The organism is Croceitalea sp. P059 (assembly GCF_031846365.1).
GTDB classification, from domain to species: domain Bacteria; phylum Bacteroidota; class Bacteroidia; order Flavobacteriales; family Flavobacteriaceae; genus Croceitalea; species Croceitalea vernalis.
The window spans coordinates 405,631-429,691 of sequence record NZ_JAVRHW010000002.1; the positions used below are offsets into that span (position 1 = coordinate 405,631).

Consider the following 24,061-nt stretch of genomic DNA (forward strand, 5'->3'; position numbering starts at 1 on the left):
AATAAAGTTAAGTGTCAAATATAGCTATATTTGCGCATACGTTTTTTACATGCAACTACTGGCTTTTCTATTAATTTATCCACTAATTTGGATTATTTCACGTTTACCATTTACACTTCTTTATTTTATCTCTGATGGTCTTTATTTGTTGATGTATCATGTTATTGGCTACCGGAAAAAATTAGTAAATAAAAATCTGCATTTAGCTTTTCCCAATAAGTCGGAAGAAGAAATTCTTCATATTCAAAAGAAGTTTTATGCTCATATGTGTGATAACATGTTAGAAATTATCAAAACAATGGGCATGACAGTAGCCCAGATGGATAAACGTTTTATTTTGACCAATGAGCATATCATTAATGAATATGCTGCTCAAAATAGGAGTACGGTTTTATTGGCAGGACATTATGCGAGTTGGGAATGGCTTCTAGCACTGAATACAAGGCTTAAACCCAAAGCCTTTGGTATCTATCAGAAAATTAGCAATCAATATTTTGAGAAACTCCTCAAAAAAATTCGTGGAAGATTTGGTACTACTTTAATACGAACCGTAGAATCAAGACAAATAATAGCCGACCTTGTAAAAAACAAGCAGAACTTTGTTTTAGGCATAGCAAGTGACCAGTCTCCTATGCTCAACAGACCTAGACATTGGAAAGAATTTTTAGGGGTTAACGTTCCTATTCATGTTGGTGGAGAACGTTTGTGTAAAGAACACAATCTAGTGCCTATTTTTTTACAAGTACGAAAAGTAAAACGAGGATACTATTCTGCTACTTTCAATGTCATAACTGAAAGTCCAAGAGAATTGCCGGATTATGAAATATCAGAACGTTTTATGAGCGGTCTTGAAGCGTCTATTCGTGAGGCTCCTGAATACTATTTATGGACGCACAACAGGTTTAAACATATGGGCAAAGAGCATAAAAAGTTCGATTAGTATTTTCTAGTTGCTAATTCGTTTATTTAGTATCTTCAAATCATATAACCAGCTGAAATGAATGACTTAGATATTGCTCGTAAAGTTACCCTAAAACCCATCTCAGAAATCGCTCAAAGAACAGGCATACCTCTTGATTCCATTGAGCCATACGGGAAGTATAAAGCAAAGCTTCCAATTTCACTAATTAACAAAGAAAAGGCTTCAAAAGCTAATCTGATTTTAGTGTCGGCCATATCGCCTACCCCAGCAGGTGAAGGAAAAACCACAATGTCCATAGGTTTGACTGAAGGATTAAATAGATTAGGTAAAAAGACCACGGTTGTTTTACGCGAACCTTCTTTAGGTCCTGTTTTTGGTATTAAAGGTGGGGCTACTGGAGGCGGATACTCACAGGTTTTACCAATGGAAGATATCAATCTCCATTTTACTGGAGATTTTGCGGCAATTGAAAAAGCTCATAACCTATTGTCTGCTTTGATTGATAATAATATTCAGAGTAAAACCAATTCTTTAAATTTAGACCCAAGAACCATTTCATGGAAACGTGTCGTTGATATGAATGATAGGTCTTTACGGCATATTATTGTTGGATTGGGCGGCACTGGTTCGGGTATTCCAAGAGAAACTGGTTTTGATATTACTGCAGCTTCTGAAATAATGGCCATATTATGCCTTGCGGAAAATCTTTCTGACCTTAAAAAAAGACTGGGAAACATATTTATCGGCTACACTTTCGATAAATCACCAATATATGCCAGAGATTTGAAAGCTGAAGGCGCAATGACAGCCTTATTAAAAGATGCAATACAACCAAATCTAGTTCAAACTATTGAGGGAAATGCTGCTATAATCCACGGTGGACCATTTGCAAATATTGCGCAAGGAACGAATTCAGTAATCGCTACAAGAATGGGGATGACGTTTTCAGACTATGTAGTTACTGAGGCCGGTTTCGGTTTTGATTTAGGAGCGGAAAAGTTCTTTGACATCAAGTGTCAAAGCGCAGGTTTGTCTCCGAAAGCTGTAGTATTAACTACAACCGTTCGTGCTTTAAAATATCATGGTGGCGCTCCTTTAAGCGACTTGAAAACCACGAATACCGAGGCGCTTTTAAAAGGCATTCCGAATTTAGAAAAGCACGTAGAAAATATTAAACAATTTAATGTAAGTCCGGTAATTTCAATTAATAGGTTTCTAAGTGATGCTGATGAAGAAATTGAAATCATTAAAAACACTGCTAAAAAGCTCGGTGTACAAGTAGCTATCGCCAATGTCTGGGAAAAAGGCGGTGAAGGCGCTTTAGATTTAGCAGAGAAAGTAATTGCTATTGCTGAAAAGACTACTTCTGATTTTACTCCAATGTATCAATGGAAATCTTCCGTTACGGATAAAATTGAAACTATTGCGACAAAAATTTATGGTGCAAAACATGTGGATTATTCTGCACAAGCAAAAAGAGATCTGAAAAAGATTAGTGATTTAGGTCTAGATCACTTAGCTATTTGTATTGCAAAAACGCAAAAATCATTATCAGACAACCCTAAACTTTTAGGTAGGCCGAAAGACTTTATTATTACAGTTCGGGAGATTGAAATAGCTGCCGGTGCCGGATTTTTAGTCCCAATTACCGGTAACATTATGCGTATGCCTGGGCTACCGACTCATCCTTCTTCAGAAAATATTGATATCGATGAAAACGGGGTTATTAGCGGCCTTTTTTGATTAATGTTTAAAGTGTATAGTTCATCTAAGTTGTTATTAAACTTATCATATTTGTGCACAGAGCAAATTTATGTGGGATTCTTCACTAAGGTCAAAATGAAAAAAGAAATTAAACCGAATTAATACCATGCTAAGGCACAAAGCATCTCATGTAAAAGGGAATAAAATTCTACTTGAATATTTGGGTTATAATCCAGCAACAGCTTTAATCTCTGCAATAATTTTATCGGCCAAAGCATTAGCATCGTCTTGGCTTTTAGCTTCGGTATAGATTCTAATGATAGGCTCCGTATTTGATTTACGAAGATGAACCCAGTTTTCAGCAAAGTCTACTTTTACACCATCAATGGTAGATAAATCTTCATTTTCATATTTTTTAGCCATTGTACTTAAAATACCATCCACATCTAATTCAGGAGTGAGTTGAATTTTCTTTTTGCTCATAAAATAACTTGGATAGCTTGCTCGTAATTCAGCAACAGTACCTCCTTTTTCAGCCATCAGCATTAAAAACAAAGCAGTACCGACTAAAGAATCTCTTCCATAATGACTTTCAGGATATATAATTCCTCCATTTCCTTCTCCACCAATAACTGCGTTGTTAGCCTTCATCTTTGTCACCACATTGACTTCACCAACGGCTGCTGCCTCATAAGTACCACCGTGTTTTTGGGTAATATCTCTTAAGGCTCTAGATGATGATAAATTTGAAACTGTGTTGCCTTTTGTTTTACTCAAAACATAATCTGCACAAGCGACAAGCGTATATTCCTCTCCAAACATTTCGCCATCATTGCTTATAAAAGCCAAACGGTCCACGTCTGGGTCAACTACAATACCAAAATCCGCTTTCTCTTTTACCACCAAATCACATATATCACCCAAATGTTCTTTTAAAGGTTCTGGATTATGCGGAAAATGCCCTGTTGGGTCACAATACAATTCTACCACTTCAACACCAAGCTCTTTTAATAATTTAGGGATAGCAATACCTCCCGTAGAATTTACGCCATCTACTACCACCTTAAATTTCTTTGCTCTTATAATGTCGGCGTCAACTAGTGATAAATTAAGTACTTCATCAATATGAACATCGATATAAGCGTCATTCTTTGTTATATTACCTAAATCATCAACTTCTGCAAAATCAAAATCTTCTTTTTCGGCTAATTCTAAAATGATAGCTCCCTGAGCAGCATCTAAAAACTCACCTTTCTCGTTCAATAATTTTAGCGCATTCCATTGCTTGGGATTGTGACTTGCAGTTAAGATAATACCTCCATCAGCTTGCTCTAATGGAACAGCAATTTCAACAGTAGGAGTGGTCGACAAGTCTAAATCAACAACATCAATACCTAATCCAACTAGAGTAGAAACTACTAAATTCTGTATCATTTCACCAGATAATCTAGCGTCACGTCCGATCACAACTTTTAGGTCGTCTTTACCAGCATAGCTTCTAAGCCAAGTACCGTATGAGGCTGCAAACTTTACTGCATCAATTGGTGTTAAGTTATCACCAGTGTTACCTCCTATTGTACCTCGAATCCCTGATATTGATTTGATTAGTGTCATATTGTTTAAAAAGTTTTTGCAAATATAAATTGATGGTTCTTAAATCGTGTTTCGAATTTGTAAATTCAACCAATGAATTTTTTAGCTCATATTTATCTTTCTTTTGATAATCCAGAAATTACGCTCGGTAATTTTTTTGCAGATCATATAAGAGCGAATAAATACAAGCATTTACCTAATACCGTTCAAAAAGGCATTTTATTGCATCGTGAGATTGATACTTTTACAGATTCACATGCCATTCCTAAAATAAGTAGTAAAAGGCTTCATAAAAACTATAGTCATTATAGCCGCGTGATTGTTGATATTTTCTATGATCATTTTTTAGCTAAGAACTGGAAAAACTACTCCAAAACGCCTTTAGATAGTTATGTAGAGTCTTTTTATGATTTACTTGAAGATAACTTTGATATACTTCCCTTGGGCACCCAGCGCATGATGCCTTATATGATTGCCGATAATTGGTTATACAATTACTCGAATTTAACTGGTATTTCAAGGGTGTTAGATGGGATGAATAGGCGCACCAAGAATAAATCTAAAATGAACTTTGCCATTTTAGACCTTGAAGAGCATTATTCAGATTTTGAAACCGAGTTTACTTCTTTTTTTGAAGAATTGATTACCTTTTCCAAACATAAATACAACTCACTATGCGAAAATTAATACTGTTTTTATTCCTACTCCCCTTAATCAACTGTAAAAAGGCACCAGTACTGCCAACCGGTGAAATTGCGGAAAAGGCCATGGTGGTTTCGGCAAGAGAAGAAGCATCTAAAATTGGTGTTGAGATTATGAAAAAAGGAGGTAACGCTTTTGACGCTATGGTTGCTACAGAAATGGCGTTAGCAGTTTCTTTTCCTTTTGCTGGTAACCTTGGTGGTGGTGGTTTTATGGTATATCGTAAAGCTGAGGGAGATATTGGCGGATTGGATTATCGTGAAAAAGCGCCGTTAGCCGCACATCGAGATATGTATCTGGATTCATTGGGTAATGTAATTCCTAATATGAGTACAGTTGGTGCTACTGCTGTTGGAGTTCCTGGCACCGTGGCTGGAATTATAGAAGTACATAAAAAATATGGTTCTCTTTCACTAGAAGAGACTTTACAACCCGTGATAGATTTAGCCTATAGAGGTGTTGTTGTGACGGAGAAGCAAGCAAAAAGATTGGAAGGCTACAAAGAACGATTTATCGAGGTGAACGGAGATAGCACTAAGTTTGCGCAAGGTTTCAAAGCTGGAGATACGATTAAATACCCTCAATTAGCCAAGACCCTAACCAAAATAATGAATGAAGGTCGAGACGGGTTTTATAAAGGAGAAACAGCACGAAAATTAGCTTCTTTTATTCAGGAAAATGGAGGCTTTATTACTGAAGAAGATTTAGAAAAGTATGAAGCAAAATGGCGTTACCCTGTAACTTTTAATTATAAAGATTTAAAAATTATATCTATGAGCCCGCCAAGTAGCGGTGGGGTAACAATGAATCAGATATTTAAAATGATGGAGCCTTATGATTTGGCGTCCTTTGGACATAATTCTGAAAAAACAATCCAATTATTTACTGAAGCTGCTCGCCGTGCCTATGCGGATAGAAACTATTTTCTTGGTGATCCGGACTTTACAGATATACCTTTAGACGTGATTTTAACTGACGATTACTTACTGCAACGAATGGAAGGCTTTTCTTTTGACAAAGCCACACCATCTTCAGAAGTGAGCCATGGTGAAGTAGAAATCGTTGAAAGTATGCAAACTACCCACTACTCTATTGTTGATAGTCAAGGTAATGCAATTTCAGCAACGACAACACTTAATGGTGGTTATGGGTCTAAATTATATTCTGAAGAATTAGGTATCTTTTTGAACAATGAAATGGATGATTTTAGCTCTAAAATGGGTGTTCCGAATATGTTTGGATTAATTGGTGCTGAAGCCAATAGTATTGAGCCAGAAAAAAGAATGTTAAGCTCCATGACTCCTACCATTGTAGAAAAGGATGGAACGCTCTATATGGTCGTTGGAACCCCTGGTGGATCAACAATAATCAACTTTGTAGCACAAACAATTTTAAATGTTTATGAATTTGACTTTAGCATGCAAGATGCTGTCAACGCTCCTCGATTTCATCATCAATGGCTACCAGATATGATATTGTTTGAAGAGGAAGGATTTTCTGATGAGTTAAAGACCAATCTTAAAGACAAGGGTTATAATCTTTTTGAAGGACCTGCTAGAATTGGAGGCAAAGTAGATGCCATTAAAATATTGCCAGATGGTCGCTTAGAAGGTGGTGCTGATAAACGTGGTGATGATAAAGCGGTTGGATATTAACATTTAACTGTAGTCATCATTAATATGTTTGACATCACCCTTCTTACTGAATCTCGATACATTAATCCAACGAAAATTAATGCTTTTAATAAGAATATTCTTTTAGAAGATGAAATCGTATTAAAAGCTCTTGAGGCGTTAAATCTTAAGGTTAATCTTGTTGCTTGGAATGATACTAGTTTTGATTGGAGCTCAACAAAAAACGCATTATTCAGAACTACATGGGATTATTTTGAACATTTTGAAACCTTTAAGCAATGGATTACAGAAACTGCGGTTAAGACTAGGTTTATCAACTCTGCATCACTTATTACTTGGAATATTGATAAACATTACCTTAAAGCGTTAAGTTTAAAAGGAATTCAAATTCCAAAAACACTATTTATTGAACCTGGTGAGAATGTAAACCTTCTTCAAGCAATTCAAAAGGCAAAAAACAACTTCAATTTTAATTCAGATGAGTTTGTTTTAAAACCATGTGTTGCTGCTGGCGCTCATCATACCTACAAATTTCATTTTTCAGAATGGGAAAAACATGATGCAGTTTTTAAAGAATTAATAACTAATGAAGCTTTGATGCTTCAAGAATTTCAAAAGAGTATTGTTCAAGATGGTGAAATTTCTATGGTGCTTTTCAATGGCCGATTCACACATGCTGTTGTTAAGAAAGCCAAACAAGGTGACTTTAGAGTTCAAGACGACTATGGCGGCACTGTTGCTTTATATGAGGCTTCCAATGAGCAAATTAAATTTGCAGAAGCTGTTATTGATGCTTGTCATGAACAACCCATCTATGCACGGGTAGATATTTTTGAAGATAATGAAGGTGAACTTGCCTTAGCTGAGCTTGAAATTTTTGAACCTGAACTTTGGTTTAGATTATACCCAAAAGCATTGCCGATAATGGCATCAGCCATAAAAGAAAAAATGAGCTTATGAAAAAATTCTTAAAAGTTACCGGTATCATTATAGGTCTTGGCTTGTTACTTCTCATACTGTTTGGATGGATAAAAAGTGAGTCTTTGCCTGAAGGAAGTAAAAGTCAAGAAGCTGATTTGTTAGCAAACAAGATGCTAACAGCACTTAATATAGAAGCCTATAAAAACACTCGTTTTTTAGAATGGACTTTTAGAAATGGAGCCAATCAGTTTGTTTGGGATAAAGAACTAGGGATTTGCGTTGTAAAATGGGATACTTATGAAGTTCGTCTTAATCTCAATAATACAAGTCAAAATAAAGTGATTGAAAATGGAGTAGCCATAAATACAAATGATAAACAAAAACTAATTAAAAAGGCCTTAAGTTATTTTAATAATGATTCCTTTTGGTTGGTGGCCCCCTATAAGATTTTCGATAAAGGAACAGAGAGAAGCATAGTTGATTTGGAAGATGGTAGTAAAGGCTTATTAATTACCTATACCACCGGAGGAGATACACCTGGTGATAGTTATTTATGGCTTTTGAATAAAAATGGTTTTCCAAACAGCTATAAAATGTGGGTCTCTGTAATTCCGATTGGTGGGTTGAAAGCAAGTTGGGATGATTGGATAATCACTGAAAGTGGTGCCTTTCTTCCAAAAACGCATGAATTTGGTCCATTGACAATGGATATGGGATCAGTAAAAGGCTATAATGAATAAAATTAGAATTACTTCAGAAGCATTAGAAGGAACTGAAATATCATGGTTCGCTCCTATTTGCAACGGGGATTTTGAATATTTAGGTCAATTTGATGACCATTTAAAAAGTGATTGGAAAAACACCTCTACTATTGTTCAAACCGCTGATCAATTGGGCTATAGAAATGTATTATGTCCAAGTTCATATCAGGTTGGACAAGATACTTTGACTTTTGCTGCCGCACTCGCACCACTAACAAAATCAATTAATCTGCTGGCTGCAATACGTTGTGGTGAAGTTCACCCCCCTATGTTAGCAAGAGCATTAGCCACTTTAGATCATATTCTTAATGGACGTTTAACCATTAACATTATCTCCTCAAACTTACCTGGTGAAGATTTGGATTCTGAGAACAGATATCAGCGCTCCAGAGAAGTGATTCAAATATTAAAACAAGCATGGACCCGAGACGAAATTGACTTTGAAGGTGAATTCTATAAAATAAAAGGCTTAAAAACAGAACCTGTACAGCCCTATCAGCAAAATGGTGGTCCCCTGCTCTACTTTGGGGGATATTCCCCAGCGGGGGTGGCACTTTGTGCAGAATATTGTGATGTTTATCTTATGTGGCCAGAGACGAAGTCTAGACTGCTAGAATTAATGCATAATATGAGTGCAAAAGCCGCTGAAAAAGGAAGAACTGTTGATTTTGGTTTGCGAATTCACATGATAGTTCGCGAGACAGAAGAGGAGGCTCGAGCACATGCAAAAAAAATAATGTCTAAGATTGATATTCAGCAGGGTGATGAAATTCGAGAAAGGGCGCAAGACGCTAAATCTTTAGGAGTTTCAAGGCAAAGTGAAATGCGAGAATTAGCAGATATGGATGGTTTTGTGGAGCCCAGCTTATGGACAGGAATTGGAAGAGCGCGATCAGGTTGTGGAGCTGCATTGGTCGGTAATCCAGATCAGATATATCATAAAATTCAAGAGTATATTGATATGGGCATACGTAGCTTTATTTTCTCTGGTTATCCGCATCATGAAGAGTGTAAGCTATTTGCTAAATATGTATTACCTAGATTAAAAACAGTCTCTTTACCTGAAGCATATGGTCGAAGACCAAAAAACCAGCCCTTAACACCTTTGGCAAAAGGGAAACGAAAATAAGCATGGACTTAATTGTAGTAGGAATCTATTTTGTTTTAGTAATGGTTATTGCTTTGCGTGGTCGACAAGATAAAGATGCCACTATTGATGATTATTTTTTGGGTTCCCGCAAATTAAAATGGTATTCCATAGCTTTTTCAACAATTGCAACAAATGTTCATGGATATCAGTTTTTAGGCATGATGGGGTCTGCATATCTATTCGGTTTGGCGCAAGCAAATTTTGAAATCAATGCCATACAAGGCCTTTGGATGGCTGCCTTCATTTTTGTTCCCTTATATCTAAAAGACCGTGTAGTTACCATCTCTCAATTCATAAAAAACAGACTTGGTAAAACGGTCTCGCTTACCTACTCTATTGCTAATATTATAATGTTCGCATTTTTAGGTATAGGTATCGCTTTAATGTGGGGAGCTTATGTTGCAGAATTGGTCTTTCAAGATGAATTACTTTTTATTAGTGAAAATCGTTTAACAAGATTAATCGTTCTAATTATTTTTTTAGGAGTGTTCTCGGCTATATATACCTATTTTGGTGGGTTAGCGGCCGTAGTACGAACTGATATTCTTCAGTTTGGTATTTTAACTCTTGGCGGAATATTGATACTTTGGGTTTCTATTAAAAAATTAGGAGGTTTCGAGCAACTCTATGAAAAAACACCAGAATTAATGCACTTGCATTTACCTATTGATCATCCACAATTACCGTGGTTAGGTATGTTAGGTCTATTTTTTTTAAATATAAATTATTGGTGTGCTAATCAATCTGTCATTCAAAGAAGTTTGGCCGCTAGGACCCTTAAAGATGCTCAAACAGGACTTATGGTTGGTGGTGTTATGAAATACTTAATGGCATTAATAGTAATTATTCCAGGTATTGCTCTTGCTGGTATTTTGGGACCCGAAGCACTGGTAGACGAACCGGATAAAGCGTTCTCGTATATTGTTACTAATTTTCTCCCCACGGGATTACGAGGTATCATGCTCTGTGCAATTTTTGCTTCTTTGATGAGTACTATCGATTCCGTTTTCAATTCTTTAGCCACATTATTTTCTATAGATATTTATAAAGGTATTTTAAGAAAAGAGGCAACCGATCAACAAGTAGTAGCTACGGGTCGTAAAACAATTTTAGTAGGTTTGATTACAGGAATTATAACCGCTATTTTTCTTATTTCATATAAAATAGCCAACGCAGAATCAGCCTTTACTCATGCTTTGAACGATTTGCGCTATATTTTTAATACAGGTTTTGTAGTTATTATATGCGTGGCCGTTTTCTTAGTCTTTCCAAAAAATAAGCTGGCATTACTGGGTTTTATAGCAACTCTTCCAATTAATTTGCTCACAAGATGGCTTTATCCTGATATGAATTATCTAATCCGAGCATTAGTTATTATAAGTGTTGCACTGTTGATTGTAGCCATACCCACAATTATTCAAAATGGTAATAAACCTGTCAAAGAATATGTTCAGTTTGGCAATAAAGGTGTGAAATGGTTTGGTTTTGGTTTGTTGATTTCTTTGTTACTGTGTCATATGATTTGGCATTAATACCATTTATAATATTTTTAAAATTTCTAAAAATGCGTAAGTTCTATATAATTTCTTTCATTGTTTTAGGCTTCATATCTAATAATGCAATGTCTCAAAAACTTAAAGTGAGTGACAACAAAAGGTTTTTGGTCACGGAAGATAACAAACCCTTCTTTTGGTTAGCGGATACGGCTTGGGAACTTTTCCATCGCTGTGATAGAAACGAGGTACAAATGTATCTTGACAAAAGAAAATCACAAGGCTTTAATGTTATACAGGCCGTTGCATTAGCTGAAATTGACGGTTTAAATACTCCTAATTCTTATGGTGAGAAACCCTTGCTAAATAATGACCCAACAACCCCGAACCAAAAATACTTTGAACATGTAGACTGGGTTATAAAAGAAGCAAAAAAGCGTGATATATATATAGCCCTACTACCAACATGGGGAGATAAGTTAGACACAAAAAGTTGGGGAGTTGGTCCTGAAATATTCACAGAAGAAAATTCCATTGTTTTTGGAGAATGGATGTCAAATCGGTATAAAGATTTTGACAATATTGTATGGGTGCTTGGAGGTGACCGTAATCCAAGGGCAAATTCAAAGGATATTGATGTCTGGAATGCCATGGCCAAGGGCATTTTATCGTCTTATAATGCCTCAAATAAAGTCTTAATCACCTATCATCCGCAACCTAAGGAAGACGGTGGTTCATCAACATGGTTTCATAATGAAGAGTGGCTCGATTTTAATATGCACCAAACAGGGCATTGTGCAAACCAAGGAACTTACAAGCATATAACACATGATTACGAACTTCAACCCACAAAACCTGTTTTAGACGCAGAACCTTTATATGAAGATCATCCTAATTGTTTTAATGCAAAAGAACTAGGGCACTCTTCTGCAAGAGATATTAGAAGAATAATGTATTGGAATGTTTTTGCTGGTGCATTCGGTCAAACTTATGGTTGTCATGCTGTTTGGCAGATGTTTGATTTAGATAAAGAGGGTATTAATCAGCCATTACGCCCATGGAAACAGGCCCTAGATTTACCTATGGCCAATCAAGTTAAACATCTTAAAAATCTTATGCTCTCGAGACCTTTTTTAAATAGAATACCAGACCAATCAATGATTATCGATAATCAAATAGATGATAACAATTACACTATAGCAACACGAGATAGTGATGGAAACTATGCTATGATCTACTTTCCAATGGGGGAGGCAATAAGTATTACTTTAAAAAATTTAAAAGGCGACAGTTTTACAACATGGTGGTACGATACAAGGACAGGGACTAGTTTTAAAGGAGAAAACATTCAAGTAAAAGAATTAAAAATCGCACCCCCATCTTCTGGCTTAGGTAATGACTGGGTTTTAATAGTAGATAATCCTTCTCGCAACTATACAAAACCTAGCCCAACAAAGTGAAATTACCTTCTTTAAAAAGACTAATTATTGAACCGTTCACTGCTAAAGACGGTGAATTTATGTTTGAACTGATGAATAGCCCAGGCTGGTTGAAATATATTGGCGATAGAACAATTAAGAATGAAACAGATGCTGAAAAGTATTTAGTAGCTAATATCATTCCTTCTTATAATAAACACGGTTTTGGACTTTATAAAATTAGTTTACGCAATAATTCAAAAGTTATTGGCATATGTGGTCTATTACAACGAAATTACTTGAAAAGCCCTGATTTAGGTTTTGCAATCCTACCAGATCATTCGGGACATGGATATACACACGAAGCTTCAAAGGCTATATTGGATTACGCTAAAAAAGACTTACTGATTGAAATCATTGAGGCTATAACTGTTGAAGATAATCATGCCTCTATTGGACTTCTTAAAAAATTAGGTTTTCAAAGACAAGAGCTTATTACAAGAGGTAATGAGCAATTACTACTGTTTAGAAAGTATTTATAGCTCGGTTAAACCAAATTCTGATAACACAACCTCCCACTCTTGTGTTTCAATTATTTCGAGTATTCGTTGTGAAATGGCCTGTTCTAGTAATACAGAATCCTTCTTTATACCAAAAGCATAAAACTGAACATCAAATTTAATTGGTAATAACTCGAGCTTGCGTAAAGAAGAATCTTTTCGAATACGGTATTGTAAAATGGGTTCGTCATAAATAAAAGCATCTATTTTTTGCGCATTTAAATCTTGTAAACCCGGTACAACCCCCTTATATAAATTAATATCTCTAAAAAAATGTGTTTTCAAAAAATCATCAGCTTCAGAACTTTTAACTGTGCCCACTGCCCTTTTCTTAAATGAATTAAAATCTTCACTGCTATTGGCTAATTGATTCACTGTTAAGCTCGAGGCAATACTTGCTGTTAATCCTGATACGAAAAGTAAACCACTAAACATCAATCCCAAGGCGGCGACCTTTCCCATTCTTGTTTTAGGCGCCTTATCTCCATAACCAACTGTTGATAGGGTCACCATTGACCACCAAAGTCCATCCCATAAACCCCGCCAGCCCGGTCGAAAATGTTCCGGATTTCCTTTATGCTCTGCCAACCAAGTTATGCAACCAAAAAATAACAACATCACTAATAAAAAAAGGAATCCACGTAAAAAATTAATGTGAAAGAACGCACTAAAAAAATGTTTTACACGCTGTAAAGAGGATTGTTGTGCTACCGCAATGGTGGAATGCGATGCAAAAAATGAGTGGGTAAACTCCATTTCTTTACTACGATCACCTGTTATGGTCAAAGGGTTAATACTAACATCTAAATTGCCTTGCTTTAATGAATCAAGCATATCAGCAAAATCTAGTTGTACCAACTCATAATTCAGTTCTAAATCATCCGCTACCTGCTTCCATAGCCATACGTTTATACCTTCTAACAATCCATCTTCTTGAATAATAAAAGGAGGTGCCGTAGTAAAACCAACCTTTAAAGTGTCTTTGGTTACCTGAGCAAATTGCGGTTGAAAGGTGCATAAAAGAAATAGAATCGTGAAAAATCTAGACATTAGATAAAAATGATTGATTTATGTCTTAAAGATAGCCTATCACTGTCAATTCTTAACCTGCCCTACCTGTCTTTTTAATTCTTCCATGGACGCTTGAAGCTGTCTTAATAGCCCTGTTTCAGTAGTAGCATCAACATTAAAGGTTAATTTACTACTAACCTCCCAAATTTCTTGAATTTGAAAAGGCTTGATATCATATGGTGGATAAGTTTCGTTTAAAGATACTAAGGTGATATTATTAGAATTGGGTGGTCTTTCAATTTTTTTGACCATTACAGAATCTTGTAAAACAACAACATACATTTTATTGGCACTTACGTGGTCAATATGTTCGATGGCTCGGGCAAGTACCCATTCTCCTGAATGTAGATTTGGTAGCATGCTATCTCCTTCTACTTGAAAACCTCGGTACGTAGCATTTCGAAATTCAGGAATCGGCATATCAAAAGCTGGTAATTGTTGGTACCAACTTGTGTCAGCAATATTTTGTGGATAACCTGCCGCAGCCTTTGCATTAACTAAAACCATATTGTCTTGATCTGAGCTATCTACAGTAACCACTTTTGGGATGACACTTGTATTCGAAGTTTCTAAATGTTTTGCTTCATTTTCACCAAAGAGCCAAAGTGGATTAATTTTAAATTGCTTCAATAACTCCATCACTACTTTACCAGAAAGTTTGGTTCTACCTCGCTCAATATCTGCCGTAGTATTTGAAACTCCTAAAAGCTCAGCAAATTCAGTTTGAGTATACCCCAAATCTCGCCTTACTTCTATAAATCGTTTTAAAGTGAGTTCATTTTCCATATTCAAATATAACTAATTTGGATTATTTCCAAAATATATTTGGATAATTTCCATTAATTGGATTATTTCCATATTTTTGATAGGAATTTATCCAAGTATGAATTTTGAAAGAGTAAAAGAAAAACTAAATATCCTTGCAGACGCCGCTAAATATGACGTATCATGTTCAAGTAGTGGTAGTGATCGTAAGAATAAAAATAAAGGCCTAGGTGATGCATCTAAAATGGGAATATGTCATAGTTATACCGAGGATGGACGCTGTGTGTCTCTTTTAAAAATATTATTGACTAATCATTGCATTTTTGATTGTGCTTATTGTGTAACACGAAAGAGTAATGACGTAAAACGAGCTGCCTTCAAAATTCAAGAGGTGGTTGATTTAACCATCAACTTTTATCGTAGAAACTATATTGAAGGGTTGTTTTTAAGTTCAGGCATATTTAAAAGTCCTGACCATACCATGGAACGGTTAATAGCTGTTGCGAAAAAATTACGTGAAGAAGAAAACTTCAATGGATATATTCATTTAAAATCCATCCCTGGTTGCAGTGATGATTTAATGTATGAGGCCGGATTGTATGCTGACCGTCTTTCGGTTAATATAGAAGTACCCACCATATCTGGCCTTAAATTACTAGCTCCTGACAAAAAGCATGAAGATTTTACCAAACCTATGCTAAAAGTTAAAAATGAGTTGATACGCTATAAAAATGAGCGTAAGATTATTAAAAGCACCCCTAAGTATGCTCCTGCCGGACAAAGCACTCAAATGATTATTGGTGCCACTGGTGAAAGTGATAAGGATATTATGTTTTCCGCTACCCACTATTATAAGAACTATAACATGAAGCGGGTTTATTATTCAGGCTATGTGCCAGTGGCTGAAGACAATAGATTACCCGCAATTGGTTCTCAAGTACCTATGCTTAGAGAAAATAGATTGTATCAGACAGATTGGCTTTTACGGTTTTATGGCTTTGCAGTTAATGAAATTGTGAATGATACACATCCAAATCTTGATGTGGATATAGACCCAAAATTATCATGGGCTTTAAGAAACATGCAATACTTTCCTGTGGATGTAAATAAAGCCGATAAGCGAATGCTAGTCAGAATACCAGGTTTGGGCCTGCGTTCTGTTGGTAAAATTTTACAAGCACGAAAATTTAGAAAACTGAACTGGGACCACCTTAAAAAAATTGGAGTGGCTCTCAACCGAGCTAAATACTTTATGATTTGTGATTCTACAAATTGGCAAGCCAAAGATTTAGAAGCGGATAAGATTAAAGGAATGATTCTGCAAACCTCGAGTGGAAAGTTTAGGAATCAGTATAGTAATCAGTTATCACTATTCACAAGCAATTAGAATACGATGAAAAGAACACTTGAAAAACAAAGCTATTTGGAGCGCAAACGCCAAGCAATTTTAGACTTAGGCTATGATTACATCAAATTCAGAAGTAGATCAAAAAAATCACTTAGAACTTTAAAGAAAATAATACAAAACAACACCTACCATTTTGAAGAGGCATACGATTAAGTAAAGTGCCTATCAAAATAATATTAAAAAAGAAGAATTATGAAAAATTTCAAAACACTTATTTACGACGGTAGCTTTAATGGCTTTTTAACTGCAGTATTCATAGCCTTTGAAGAAAAGATTGAAGTAGCCGATATTCAAAAGAATGGACAGGCCCAAAATGGATTATTTTCAGAATCTGAAACTATTTTTACCAATGTTACCAAGGCTAAAAGGGTCTGGAATGGTGTACGATCTAAAAGCCATAATGCCATCTCTAACATTTATTTTGCTTTTTTAAGTGAGGCGGAAGGTATAGAACATATGCTCTTTAACTACATTAAAATGATAATGGCTACCGCTACCAGAAAACAGTTAGACTTTTCAGATGAAACTGTTCTTTATATTTCACAATTAGCAAGAAAGGTTGGTCGAGAAAAGCATCGTATGGAGGCCTTTATACGCTTTCAGTTAACCAAAGATGACATATACTTTGCGAACATTGAACCCGATTTTGATGTGCTACCACTAGTTTCTAAGCACTTTCGTAATAGGTATGCTGACCAGCAATGGTTAATTTATGATGTTAAGCGTAAATACGGTATCTATTATAATGTAGAACGGGTTGAATTGATTTCGCTAGACCTATCTGAAATACATTTTAATAGAACTAATAAAAGTAAAACCTTTACTGAAGGAGAGTATGATTATCAAGCACTATGGAATAACTATTTTCAAAGTACCAATATTAAATCTCGAATTAATAGAAAACTACATACCCAACATGTTCCCAAGCGCTATTGGAAGTATCTTAGTGAAAAGAAAGAAGCGGTTTAGTTAATGATAGTAAGTAGGTAATAGCTTCTTATATGACTTGAAACTAATTTAATAATAAACGAACTCCTGAATTGGATTTTACAATATTTTTGCTGAATTCATCGAATTGCGTTAAGAATGTCGTTATAGTGTATACACGAATCGAAAAGTCAAAAACCGGGGCTGTATAAATTTTTAGTTGGTCACAATAATCCATTTTTTTAAACTTTCATCAATTTCAGATGAAAGTTCTAGGGTAAGTGAACGCGACATATAAATACCAGCGGCAGAACTTACACTTCCAGCTGCAAGGCAAAGATTTGTATTTTCTTCTGGATTAAACTCTCCGTTTTCAGCATTGTAAACAAACTTCTGATTAGGTGTTTCCGTATCACTTTCAACAAGGCTTAAGCTTGCCCCTTCTAGAACGCCTTCAGACATTTCTACGCAGAAACCAGTAAATTCTACTGAGCAAATTTGAAGGGTTTCTTCATTGTATGTAAACTGAACATCACCACCACTTGGCTTACAAGAATGGGTGTGCAGTACTTCATTAAATCCATTACCTCGAGTGTCAATACACCATCCAAGTTGGTCTTGTTCATCTAAATTGTCTTCAAGATGAATTAATGGTGTTGGAGTTTGAATAATTGGTGTGACCAATTCCATATCCTCAGATTCTATAATTATAATAGGTTCCTCTTCTTGACTAGAACCACAGCTCGAGATAAAAGTGAGAATAATTGCTACGAACAATCGCATATCTGTTATTTGGTTATTATTGATAGCTTTTACCTTTTGACTAACTTCTTTCATATGCTTCTTTTTGACTAATTATATTGCTAAGACTACGCTTTAGTAAAATGGTTTAATCGAAAAAAAAGAAGGTTTGCTAAACTAAACTACAATTAAGAAGATCTCTGATTAAACCTTTTACGATAAATAAAGTCATACAGCCAATTACATTAAACTAAAATTGATGAATAATAAGAAAAACAGTTTCTTTAAGAGGTTTAGAATTTGTATAAATTTCAAAATTATATTTGGTTTTTTAATTACCCTGGTTTTATTTTCATGTGATTCTGAATCCCTTGAAGATAACACTATAGTAGATGAAGTCGTGGATGATGTGGATTCCATCTATCCCATAAGTCTAGCTTATAAAGAATCTCCAGGAGAAACAATTGTACATTATGTAGGTGGTGAATTGGTTTCGAATAGTCTTGAAGATTTTAATTCAATTTTTGATGGGACTGATGGTTTAGAAATTTTTAACGAAGAAACAGATGTGTATTGTGAAAGCGCGAAAGTTACTTTTAATACTGATGATGAACTTACTTTTGAATATAATAATCTGTCTTTTGATTACAATTACTTTTTTCAAAATGACACTTTAAAACTCAACCTAAATAACCAAATAGTTGATTTGGCTATTGGTGATAAACAAACTTTAACCATATATGGCAGTTTGTACCACTTTATTACCGCTAACGAATCAGTTGGAAGTAGTGAGGCATTCCTAAAATTTAACTTTAATGATCAGTTTTTTTTTAATGCACGCGAAGATCGCTATATTCCAATAACAAACCCTCAGTTCATGGGTCCTCAGGATGAAGCAACGTTCTTCAACAAAGCCTATCGTTTAGAAGAAGTTGATTAATGTTTATTTATTTGAGATGGACTCTATTTTAGCATAGTCAATATGGCTTTTTTACACCAGTTTAAGGTAACAACTACATAAAATATTATTGACTTATTAAAGCAAATAGATACTCTTTAATTAGGTCTAAAAAACAGTGTATACAGTGACCCTGTTCCGCCAAGCCCAACTCCACCACCAAAATTTATTGCAATAGAGCCGTCTCCTTTTAAATCGCCTACATAAGATATAGAACGTGCAAAACGGTCATCGGGACCAAGAACCAAGTCAAAACCACCTTCCGTTGCACTAATTTTATCAAATGTTTTTACGGTTTTATCTTCATTTAGATAGAGGATATACCCGTTACCTTCATTTTGCTGATTGGCTCCCGTAACTAAATCTGCTATTCCATCACCATCAATATCTCCAGCTGCGCACATAGCATGCCCAAACTGCGCACCAAAAGTACCATTGGGGTTCTCTTCTAAATCAAGTGTTTCCGTAAAACCATTTAATCCTTCAGTAATTTTAAGTTTAGATTCCACATTGAACGTGGTATTATTTAGAGAAAGCATCCAAATCGCTCCTTTGCCACCATCAGAAGTGAAAGCTCCTACTGCCATTTCTAATGTTCCGTCATTATCTATGTCTCCTAGCATAGCTACTTCTCTACCTCCAAATTGATCATTGTCCTCAAGCCCTTCTCCAAAACCACTAGTACCAGATCCGATATTTACAGTGCTTCCAGGTACAACCTGTGAATCATCGTCTAAAAATAATATGTTGATAGCACCACGACTAATTCCACCCAAATCTGAACTAGGTTCACATGCCACCAAATCAATTCTACCATCATTGTTGATGTCACCAATAGCGGAAAGTCCTTGTGCAATAATGTTTGAGTTTTTTACGAAATTCTTAACTGTTCCATCGCTATTTAGATGAATAATGTACAATGCTCTGTTGGTTGAATTTGTAGCTGAAGCTGCAATATCTGGTATTCCGTCATTATCATAATCACCAATGCCTGCAACTCCATAGCCAAAGAAATTGCCTTCAAGCAGTGTTTCATTAAATCCGCCTGCTAGGTTAGATATTTTTTGATTAGATGAAACAGAACCATCACTATTCATAAACAAGATATATACCGCTCCGGCATCAATCTCTCCATCATCATCTGATCGCGCGCCTATAACGTAATCTATTACCCCATCTCCATCCACATCTCCTATCGCATCATGATCTCTCGCAAACCTGTCTCCAGCATCCAAATCAGCATCAAGTCCTCCCAAACCATTCTCTATTTTAATAAACCCTTCAACTTCATAATTGTATTCCAAAACGGGATCAATTACTTCATCATCAACTTCTTCCAATGAGTCTATTTCTGGGTCATCATTGGTATTTACAACAACATCATCACTGCTACAATTAAGGAATGTAAATGCAGATAAAACTATACTTAAAAACGAATTGAATTTTCTGAGGTTTTTAGGCTTATTTATCATGTATATATGGTTAGTTTAGAGTAAGACCTCGATAAAGACAAAAGGTTTAATTTGGAATTAAAGAAAACAGAAAGATTGATCTTAAACCTACTATTAAAAAGGAAAACAAAGCATAATGCAATAATGAATTAAGATTCTCACAGCTACAGGGTGTAGACAAATCGAAAAGTCAAAAACCGGGGCTGTATAAAAGTTTCAGAAGAGAAAACGGATAAATTATTAGCTGAATTACGTACTTGAGAATCAATATCCAAAATATTCGTTGCTTTTAATTCATACTCCCATTTAGCTTCTCGGTTTTTGCGATAACTTAAGGTAGCATCCCAATTTTGAAACGATTGCGAATTACCGTCGCCTAAGTCTTGGTTGGTATACGTATAATTAGTTCTAAACGTAACTGCTTTCCAGATATAAGCATCAAACTCTACAGAAGGTGCATTGGTCGTAAAAGTAGTTTCTCGCCCTCCTTGGTCATTATTAGTAACGCTATAACGATACCTCAGGTTAATGTTTGGCGCTACTTTAAAATTAGTTCTTAGTCCTGGAGTATAGGTTTGTGTAAAACCTTCATTTAACGACTGATTTCCTTGAATAAACTGGTTTATTTTACTGTAGTTAAAACTGGCATTAAGTGTAGCTCGTATTTTACCAAAAGTGCGTTGTACGCGACCAAAAAGGCTGGCATTTTCATCAGCAAAACTAGAGTTGAAAAAGGTACTTGTTCTAATAACATTATCAAAACTGGTTAGGCTACGTACTTGGTCGATATTACTTGAATAAGCTGCCCTAGCAAAAACGTTGGTGTAATTAAACAAGTTGAAACTACTATACAACAAGCTAAAGTTATTTGATAGGGCATTTTGTAAGTCTGGCGTACCAAATTGAATATCATTAAAATTATTTAAAACCAAACCTTCTGCAAGTCTTGTAACGTCGGTAAACTGATTTTGCATGTCATACCTGAATGTAAGTGACTCACTTTTTTTCAATTGAATTCGGGTTTCAAAATCTGGTAAAATTCTAAAGAAGTTATCTTCAAAGGTTTCACCAAACTGTATATTCTTATTACCATAAGCGTGTACTGAAAAACCTGGAGTTATAGTAAACTTACCAGTCTTTACGCGATAATGTACGCCTAAATAAACATCACTAAAGTTATACTCTGTGTCATTGACTGCAAGGCCGTCATTTATCGTAGGTGTTGGTTCAAAGCTCGAACCATCTTCTAAAAACTGAAAAATATTGGAATTGAAAACTTGTCTACTTAAAATTGTACCAAGCGTAAAGTTGATATTACTCTTAGTATTCAGAATATTGTAGTAATCTAATTTAGCGTCTACTTGATTACTCTTTATTCTTCTGTTTTGAGCTAGGTTGTAGGTATTTAGGGTGTTGTCCAAACCTAAGGCATCTGCAGTATCATCAAAAGCATCATTACCAGCCGGATCATTAGCTAGAATAGCATTGTAAAAAGGATCTTCATTCTTCAATAAGTGTTGCGCTTCAAAGGCAAAAATATTATCCTCGTTTAAGGTATAATAGTAATTAATATTTTGATTAATACTATATGGTGTAACTTCATCTAACTGTGTGGTATTGCCTATCACTGAAGAAAACAAATTTTGATTTTGTCTATCATTAGAAACACGGGCCAGTACATCATAATCTAATTGATTGCTAAAATTTGGTTGGAATGAAGCGCTTAGTTTAAGTAGTGCTTGATTAGAACGTTCTCTACTTGATTGTTCTGTAAGCTCATCTGGTATGCCCAAACTAGAGTCAGTATACTGTATAAAACTCGTTTCTCTAGACAATATTCGACTACTATTGTAGATTAAAAAACCACTAAAATCAATAGTTTCTTTTGGTGAATAGCTAAAGTTTCCTGTTGCTAATTTGTTTTCAATTTCAAGGGCATTTGCCTGCGTCGTTAAAAAGTTAAGACTATTATCACCTAAATTAATATTAGTACCACTATTTCTGCTTGGCGACCGAAAACCGCCTCCAAAACTTCTAATATCTCTTCTTGTTAAGGCAGCTTCTCCGGTATTATTTAAGTCACCTATAAAATTTAAACTGTATTTGGGAGTGTAATAGAATAATTTTGGTTGTAGAATATAAAGTTCTTTATCCGGCGCAACTCCTCCCCCAGCAGTGATATTTCCGAACCAAAAATTTTCTTTTCCTTCTTTCAATTTAATATTCAATGCAAAGTTATCTTGATTATTAGTAACCCCACTTAATTGACCAACTTCTGAGTAATTTCTAAGCACTTGAATTTTATCAACTGCTTTAGATGGAATGTTCTTAGTTGCGAGTTTTGTATCACCATCAAAAAAGTCTTTTCCATTGACCATCAACTTATTAACAACCTTGCCTTCTACTTCTACCTGACCATCTTCATTAATCTCAACACCAGGTAACTTCTCTAAAACATCTTCTAATTTTCGTTCGCTTCCGTTCTGAAAAGAATCAGCATTATAACTAATGGTATCACCCTTAATAGTAACAGGCATTTCATAAATCAACTCAACTTCATCAAGCTGATTTTCTGACTGCATGGTATAGTTTTTAAATATATCAGCCTCCTGTGTTGTTAATACTTCTTTCAGCATTTTCATGCCGACATAACTGATTTGTATTTCGTAGTTACCGTTCTTGCCTAGCTCTAATTTAAACTTACCTTCATCATTTGTTATTCCGTAAGATTCTAAGCCGCTAGTTTCTTGGTTTATAGCGATAACATTAGCCAGTTCGAGAACACCACCAAGACTATCTTTTACAACACCTTCAAATTTAATTTGGCCACTAGTTGTTGTAGCCACTAATAGCAGCACTATAAAAAATACGTTCTTCATATTATTTGGAATACTTGGCGCTTAGTAATTGCAAAAAAAACTTACCTACTTCTTCTTCTACCTCTATTATCGCGCATTTCTTTCATTTTGCCAGTGATGGTTTCTTGATAGGCCATTTTAGTAATCTCCTTACCCTTACTTGGTGCTTCAAGGTCTAGATTTCCTTTCGGATTCATTACTATTTTGGTACAAAGCATTGTGGTGTTGCCTGCGTTTACTTCTAGAATCAAACCTGGAAGTCCCCAATATTCTGCAGGACCATGTGAAACAGGTATTTGCGGTGTATACCAAGCTTCTATAGTGGTCATCTGAATTTCAGGTGTAGTTCCATCTTCTTTAGGGGCAGCATTTCTAAGGCTTCCCCATGAAAAATCATACCAATTTAACTCTGTTGTTGGGACTATCGTTGAGGCTTTAAAACACATGTACTGTCCTATCTGCTTGGACTCTTTTCCCATTACCCAATTGAATTTTTGTAGCTCGTCCTTCACTAAAAATTGTTTGCCATAAAATTCTTGGTTTTGCACTAAGGCATTATCCTTTACATTCTTATATTGTTCGCCACGAGCGAAATTCTTTCCCCAAGAATCAGTAGCTCCAGACATGGCGTCTAATTTGTCTTCTTCATTAAATAAAGATTCTTCTTTATTAAAGTTTAACACGTAGGTTTTTTCAAGTCTATTCTTTAGTCTAGCTGCAACTTGCTTTTTTTGAGCTTCACTCATTCGCGCGCCCCAGCTTCCTAACTCCATTGATGACTTACTTGAATAAAATGCTTGTCCTTGAAATTCCTGAACATCAGGTTTGTTTGAAAGCAACAGAAAGACAGCTAAAAAGCAAATTTTAAAGAGAATAGATTTCATGATTGGCTGTTTAAGATATTAATGTTTAACGAATTTAAATAAACATTGAACATTCATATCGTGTTTATCAAAACATTAACACGCGATTGAAGTGGTATAACCACTTCAGCTACATATTAGACTTCCTATTTTATGAATGG

Annotated in this window: 21 protein-coding genes; 14 read left to right on the forward strand and 7 right to left on the reverse strand. The window is 35.3% G+C overall.

Translation table 11 applies throughout. The annotated features are described in order from the left end of the window. Nucleotides 1-49: 49 nt before the first annotated feature. A complete protein-coding gene (locus RM542_RS08155) occupies nucleotides 50-940 on the forward strand; it encodes a lysophospholipid acyltransferase family protein (protein WP_311385245.1) in 891 nt (296 codons plus the stop codon). A 57-nt stretch (nucleotides 941-997) separates the two neighbouring features. Continuing rightward, nucleotides 998-2,665 (forward strand): formate--tetrahydrofolate ligase, encoded by a 1,668-nt coding sequence (locus RM542_RS08160; protein WP_311385246.1) that lies wholly within the window; start codon nucleotides 998-1,000, stop codon nucleotides 2,663-2,665. A gap of 186 nt (nucleotides 2,666-2,851) precedes the next feature. Here RM542_RS08160 and glmM read toward each other — a convergent pair whose 3' ends face one another. Next, nucleotides 2,852-4,240, reverse strand: a complete 1,389-nt coding sequence (gene glmM, locus RM542_RS08165; protein ID WP_311385247.1) for a phosphoglucosamine mutase — start codon at nucleotides 4,238-4,240, stop codon at nucleotides 2,852-2,854. Nucleotides 4,241-4,312: 72 nt separating this feature from the next. Here glmM and RM542_RS08170 point away from each other — a divergent pair, with 72 nt between their 5' ends. From RM542_RS08170 to RM542_RS08205, 8 genes are read left to right on the forward strand one after another with little or no spacing between them, the layout of a single operon-like run. Further along, on the forward strand, nucleotides 4,313-4,906 hold the full coding sequence (locus RM542_RS08170; RefSeq protein ID WP_311385248.1) for an acyl carrier protein phosphodiesterase: 594 nt from the start codon (nucleotides 4,313-4,315) through the stop codon (nucleotides 4,904-4,906). Further along, complete coding sequence (gene ggt / locus RM542_RS08175; protein WP_311385249.1) at nucleotides 4,894-6,576, forward strand: gamma-glutamyltransferase; 1,683 nt, start codon at nucleotides 4,894-4,896, stop codon at nucleotides 6,574-6,576. The genes RM542_RS08170 and ggt overlap by 13 nt, the downstream gene beginning before the upstream one ends. A gap of 24 nt (nucleotides 6,577-6,600) precedes the next feature. Next, the gene (locus RM542_RS08180; protein ID WP_311385250.1) at nucleotides 6,601-7,515 is read left to right on the forward strand and encodes a hypothetical protein; all 915 of its coding nucleotides are present in this window, start codon (nucleotides 6,601-6,603) and stop codon (nucleotides 7,513-7,515) included. Then, the gene (locus RM542_RS08185; protein WP_311385251.1) at nucleotides 7,512-8,216 is read left to right on the forward strand and encodes a hypothetical protein; all 705 of its coding nucleotides are present in this window, start codon (nucleotides 7,512-7,514) and stop codon (nucleotides 8,214-8,216) included. The genes RM542_RS08180 and RM542_RS08185 overlap by 4 nt, the downstream gene beginning before the upstream one ends. Then, nucleotides 8,209-9,366 carry an LLM class flavin-dependent oxidoreductase gene (locus tag RM542_RS08190; RefSeq protein WP_311385252.1) on the forward strand — a complete coding sequence of 386 codons (1,158 nt, stop codon included), beginning with the start codon at nucleotides 8,209-8,211 and terminating at the stop codon, nucleotides 9,364-9,366. The genes RM542_RS08185 and RM542_RS08190 overlap by 8 nt, the downstream gene beginning before the upstream one ends. 2 nt (nucleotides 9,367-9,368) lie before the next feature. Continuing rightward, a complete protein-coding gene (locus tag RM542_RS08195; RefSeq protein ID WP_311385253.1) occupies nucleotides 9,369-10,919 on the forward strand; it encodes a sodium:solute symporter family transporter in 1,551 nt (516 codons plus the stop codon). 32 nt (nucleotides 10,920-10,951) lie between these two features. Beyond that, nucleotides 10,952-12,340, forward strand: a complete 1,389-nt coding sequence (locus RM542_RS08200) for a glycoside hydrolase family 140 protein (protein ID WP_311385254.1) — start codon at nucleotides 10,952-10,954, stop codon at nucleotides 12,338-12,340. After that, nucleotides 12,337-12,840: a GNAT family N-acetyltransferase gene (locus tag RM542_RS08205; protein WP_311385255.1), complete on the forward strand. Its 504-nt coding sequence runs from the start codon at nucleotides 12,337-12,339 to the stop codon at nucleotides 12,838-12,840. Before RM542_RS08200 ends, RM542_RS08205 begins: the two co-directional genes overlap by 4 nt. On the opposite strand, the gene RM542_RS08210 is transcribed toward RM542_RS08205, so the two are convergent. Together RM542_RS08210 and RM542_RS08215 are read right to left on the reverse strand one after the other, a co-directional pair. Then, nucleotides 12,835-13,908, reverse strand: a complete 1,074-nt coding sequence (locus tag RM542_RS08210; RefSeq protein WP_311385256.1) for a transporter substrate-binding domain-containing protein — start codon at nucleotides 13,906-13,908, stop codon at nucleotides 12,835-12,837. The genes RM542_RS08205 and RM542_RS08210 overlap by 6 nt on opposite strands. A gap of 45 nt (nucleotides 13,909-13,953) precedes the next feature. Continuing rightward, nucleotides 13,954-14,715: a LexA family transcriptional regulator gene (locus RM542_RS08215; protein ID WP_311385257.1), complete on the reverse strand. Its 762-nt coding sequence runs from the start codon at nucleotides 14,713-14,715 to the stop codon at nucleotides 13,954-13,956. A gap of 97 nt (nucleotides 14,716-14,812) precedes the next feature. On the opposite strand from RM542_RS08215, the gene RM542_RS08220 reads away from it, so the two are divergent. Genes RM542_RS08220 through RM542_RS08230 form a run of 3 tightly spaced genes read left to right on the forward strand, consistent with a single transcriptional unit; the run spans nucleotide 14,813 to nucleotide 17,071 of the window. Beyond that, entirely contained in the window at nucleotides 14,813-16,081 is a 1,269-nt protein-coding gene (locus tag RM542_RS08220; protein WP_311385258.1) for a putative DNA modification/repair radical SAM protein, read from the forward strand. 6 nt (nucleotides 16,082-16,087) lie between these two features. After that, the gene (locus RM542_RS08225; protein WP_311385259.1) at nucleotides 16,088-16,255 is read left to right on the forward strand and encodes a hypothetical protein; all 168 of its coding nucleotides are present in this window, start codon (nucleotides 16,088-16,090) and stop codon (nucleotides 16,253-16,255) included. 39 nt (nucleotides 16,256-16,294) lie between these two features. Beyond that, complete coding sequence (locus RM542_RS08230; RefSeq protein ID WP_311385260.1) at nucleotides 16,295-17,071, forward strand: TIGR03915 family putative DNA repair protein; 777 nt, start codon at nucleotides 16,295-16,297, stop codon at nucleotides 17,069-17,071. 174 nt (nucleotides 17,072-17,245) lie between these two features. On the opposite strand, the gene RM542_RS08235 is transcribed toward RM542_RS08230, so the two are convergent. Continuing rightward, entirely contained in the window at nucleotides 17,246-17,866 is a 621-nt protein-coding gene (locus tag RM542_RS08235) for a ricin-type beta-trefoil lectin domain protein (protein ID WP_311385261.1), read from the reverse strand. A gap of 163 nt (nucleotides 17,867-18,029) precedes the next feature. Here RM542_RS08235 and RM542_RS08240 point away from each other — a divergent pair, with 163 nt between their 5' ends. Continuing rightward, entirely contained in the window at nucleotides 18,030-18,710 is a 681-nt protein-coding gene (locus tag RM542_RS08240) for a hypothetical protein (RefSeq protein WP_311385262.1), read from the forward strand. Nucleotides 18,711-18,826: 116 nt separating this feature from the next. Here RM542_RS08240 and RM542_RS08245 read toward each other — a convergent pair whose 3' ends face one another. From RM542_RS08245 to RM542_RS08255, 3 genes are all read right to left on the reverse strand, one after another. Further along, on the reverse strand, nucleotides 18,827-20,200 hold the full coding sequence (locus RM542_RS08245; protein ID WP_311385263.1) for an FG-GAP-like repeat-containing protein: 1,374 nt from the start codon (nucleotides 20,198-20,200) through the stop codon (nucleotides 18,827-18,829). 143 nt (nucleotides 20,201-20,343) lie between these two features. Continuing rightward, nucleotides 20,344-23,058, reverse strand: a complete 2,715-nt coding sequence (locus tag RM542_RS08250; RefSeq protein ID WP_311385264.1) for a carboxypeptidase regulatory-like domain-containing protein — start codon at nucleotides 23,056-23,058, stop codon at nucleotides 20,344-20,346. A 41-nt stretch (nucleotides 23,059-23,099) separates the two neighbouring features. Then, nucleotides 23,100-23,921: a GLPGLI family protein gene (locus RM542_RS08255; RefSeq protein ID WP_311385265.1), complete on the reverse strand. Its 822-nt coding sequence runs from the start codon at nucleotides 23,919-23,921 to the stop codon at nucleotides 23,100-23,102. Between the last annotated feature and the right edge of the window lie 140 nt (nucleotides 23,922-24,061).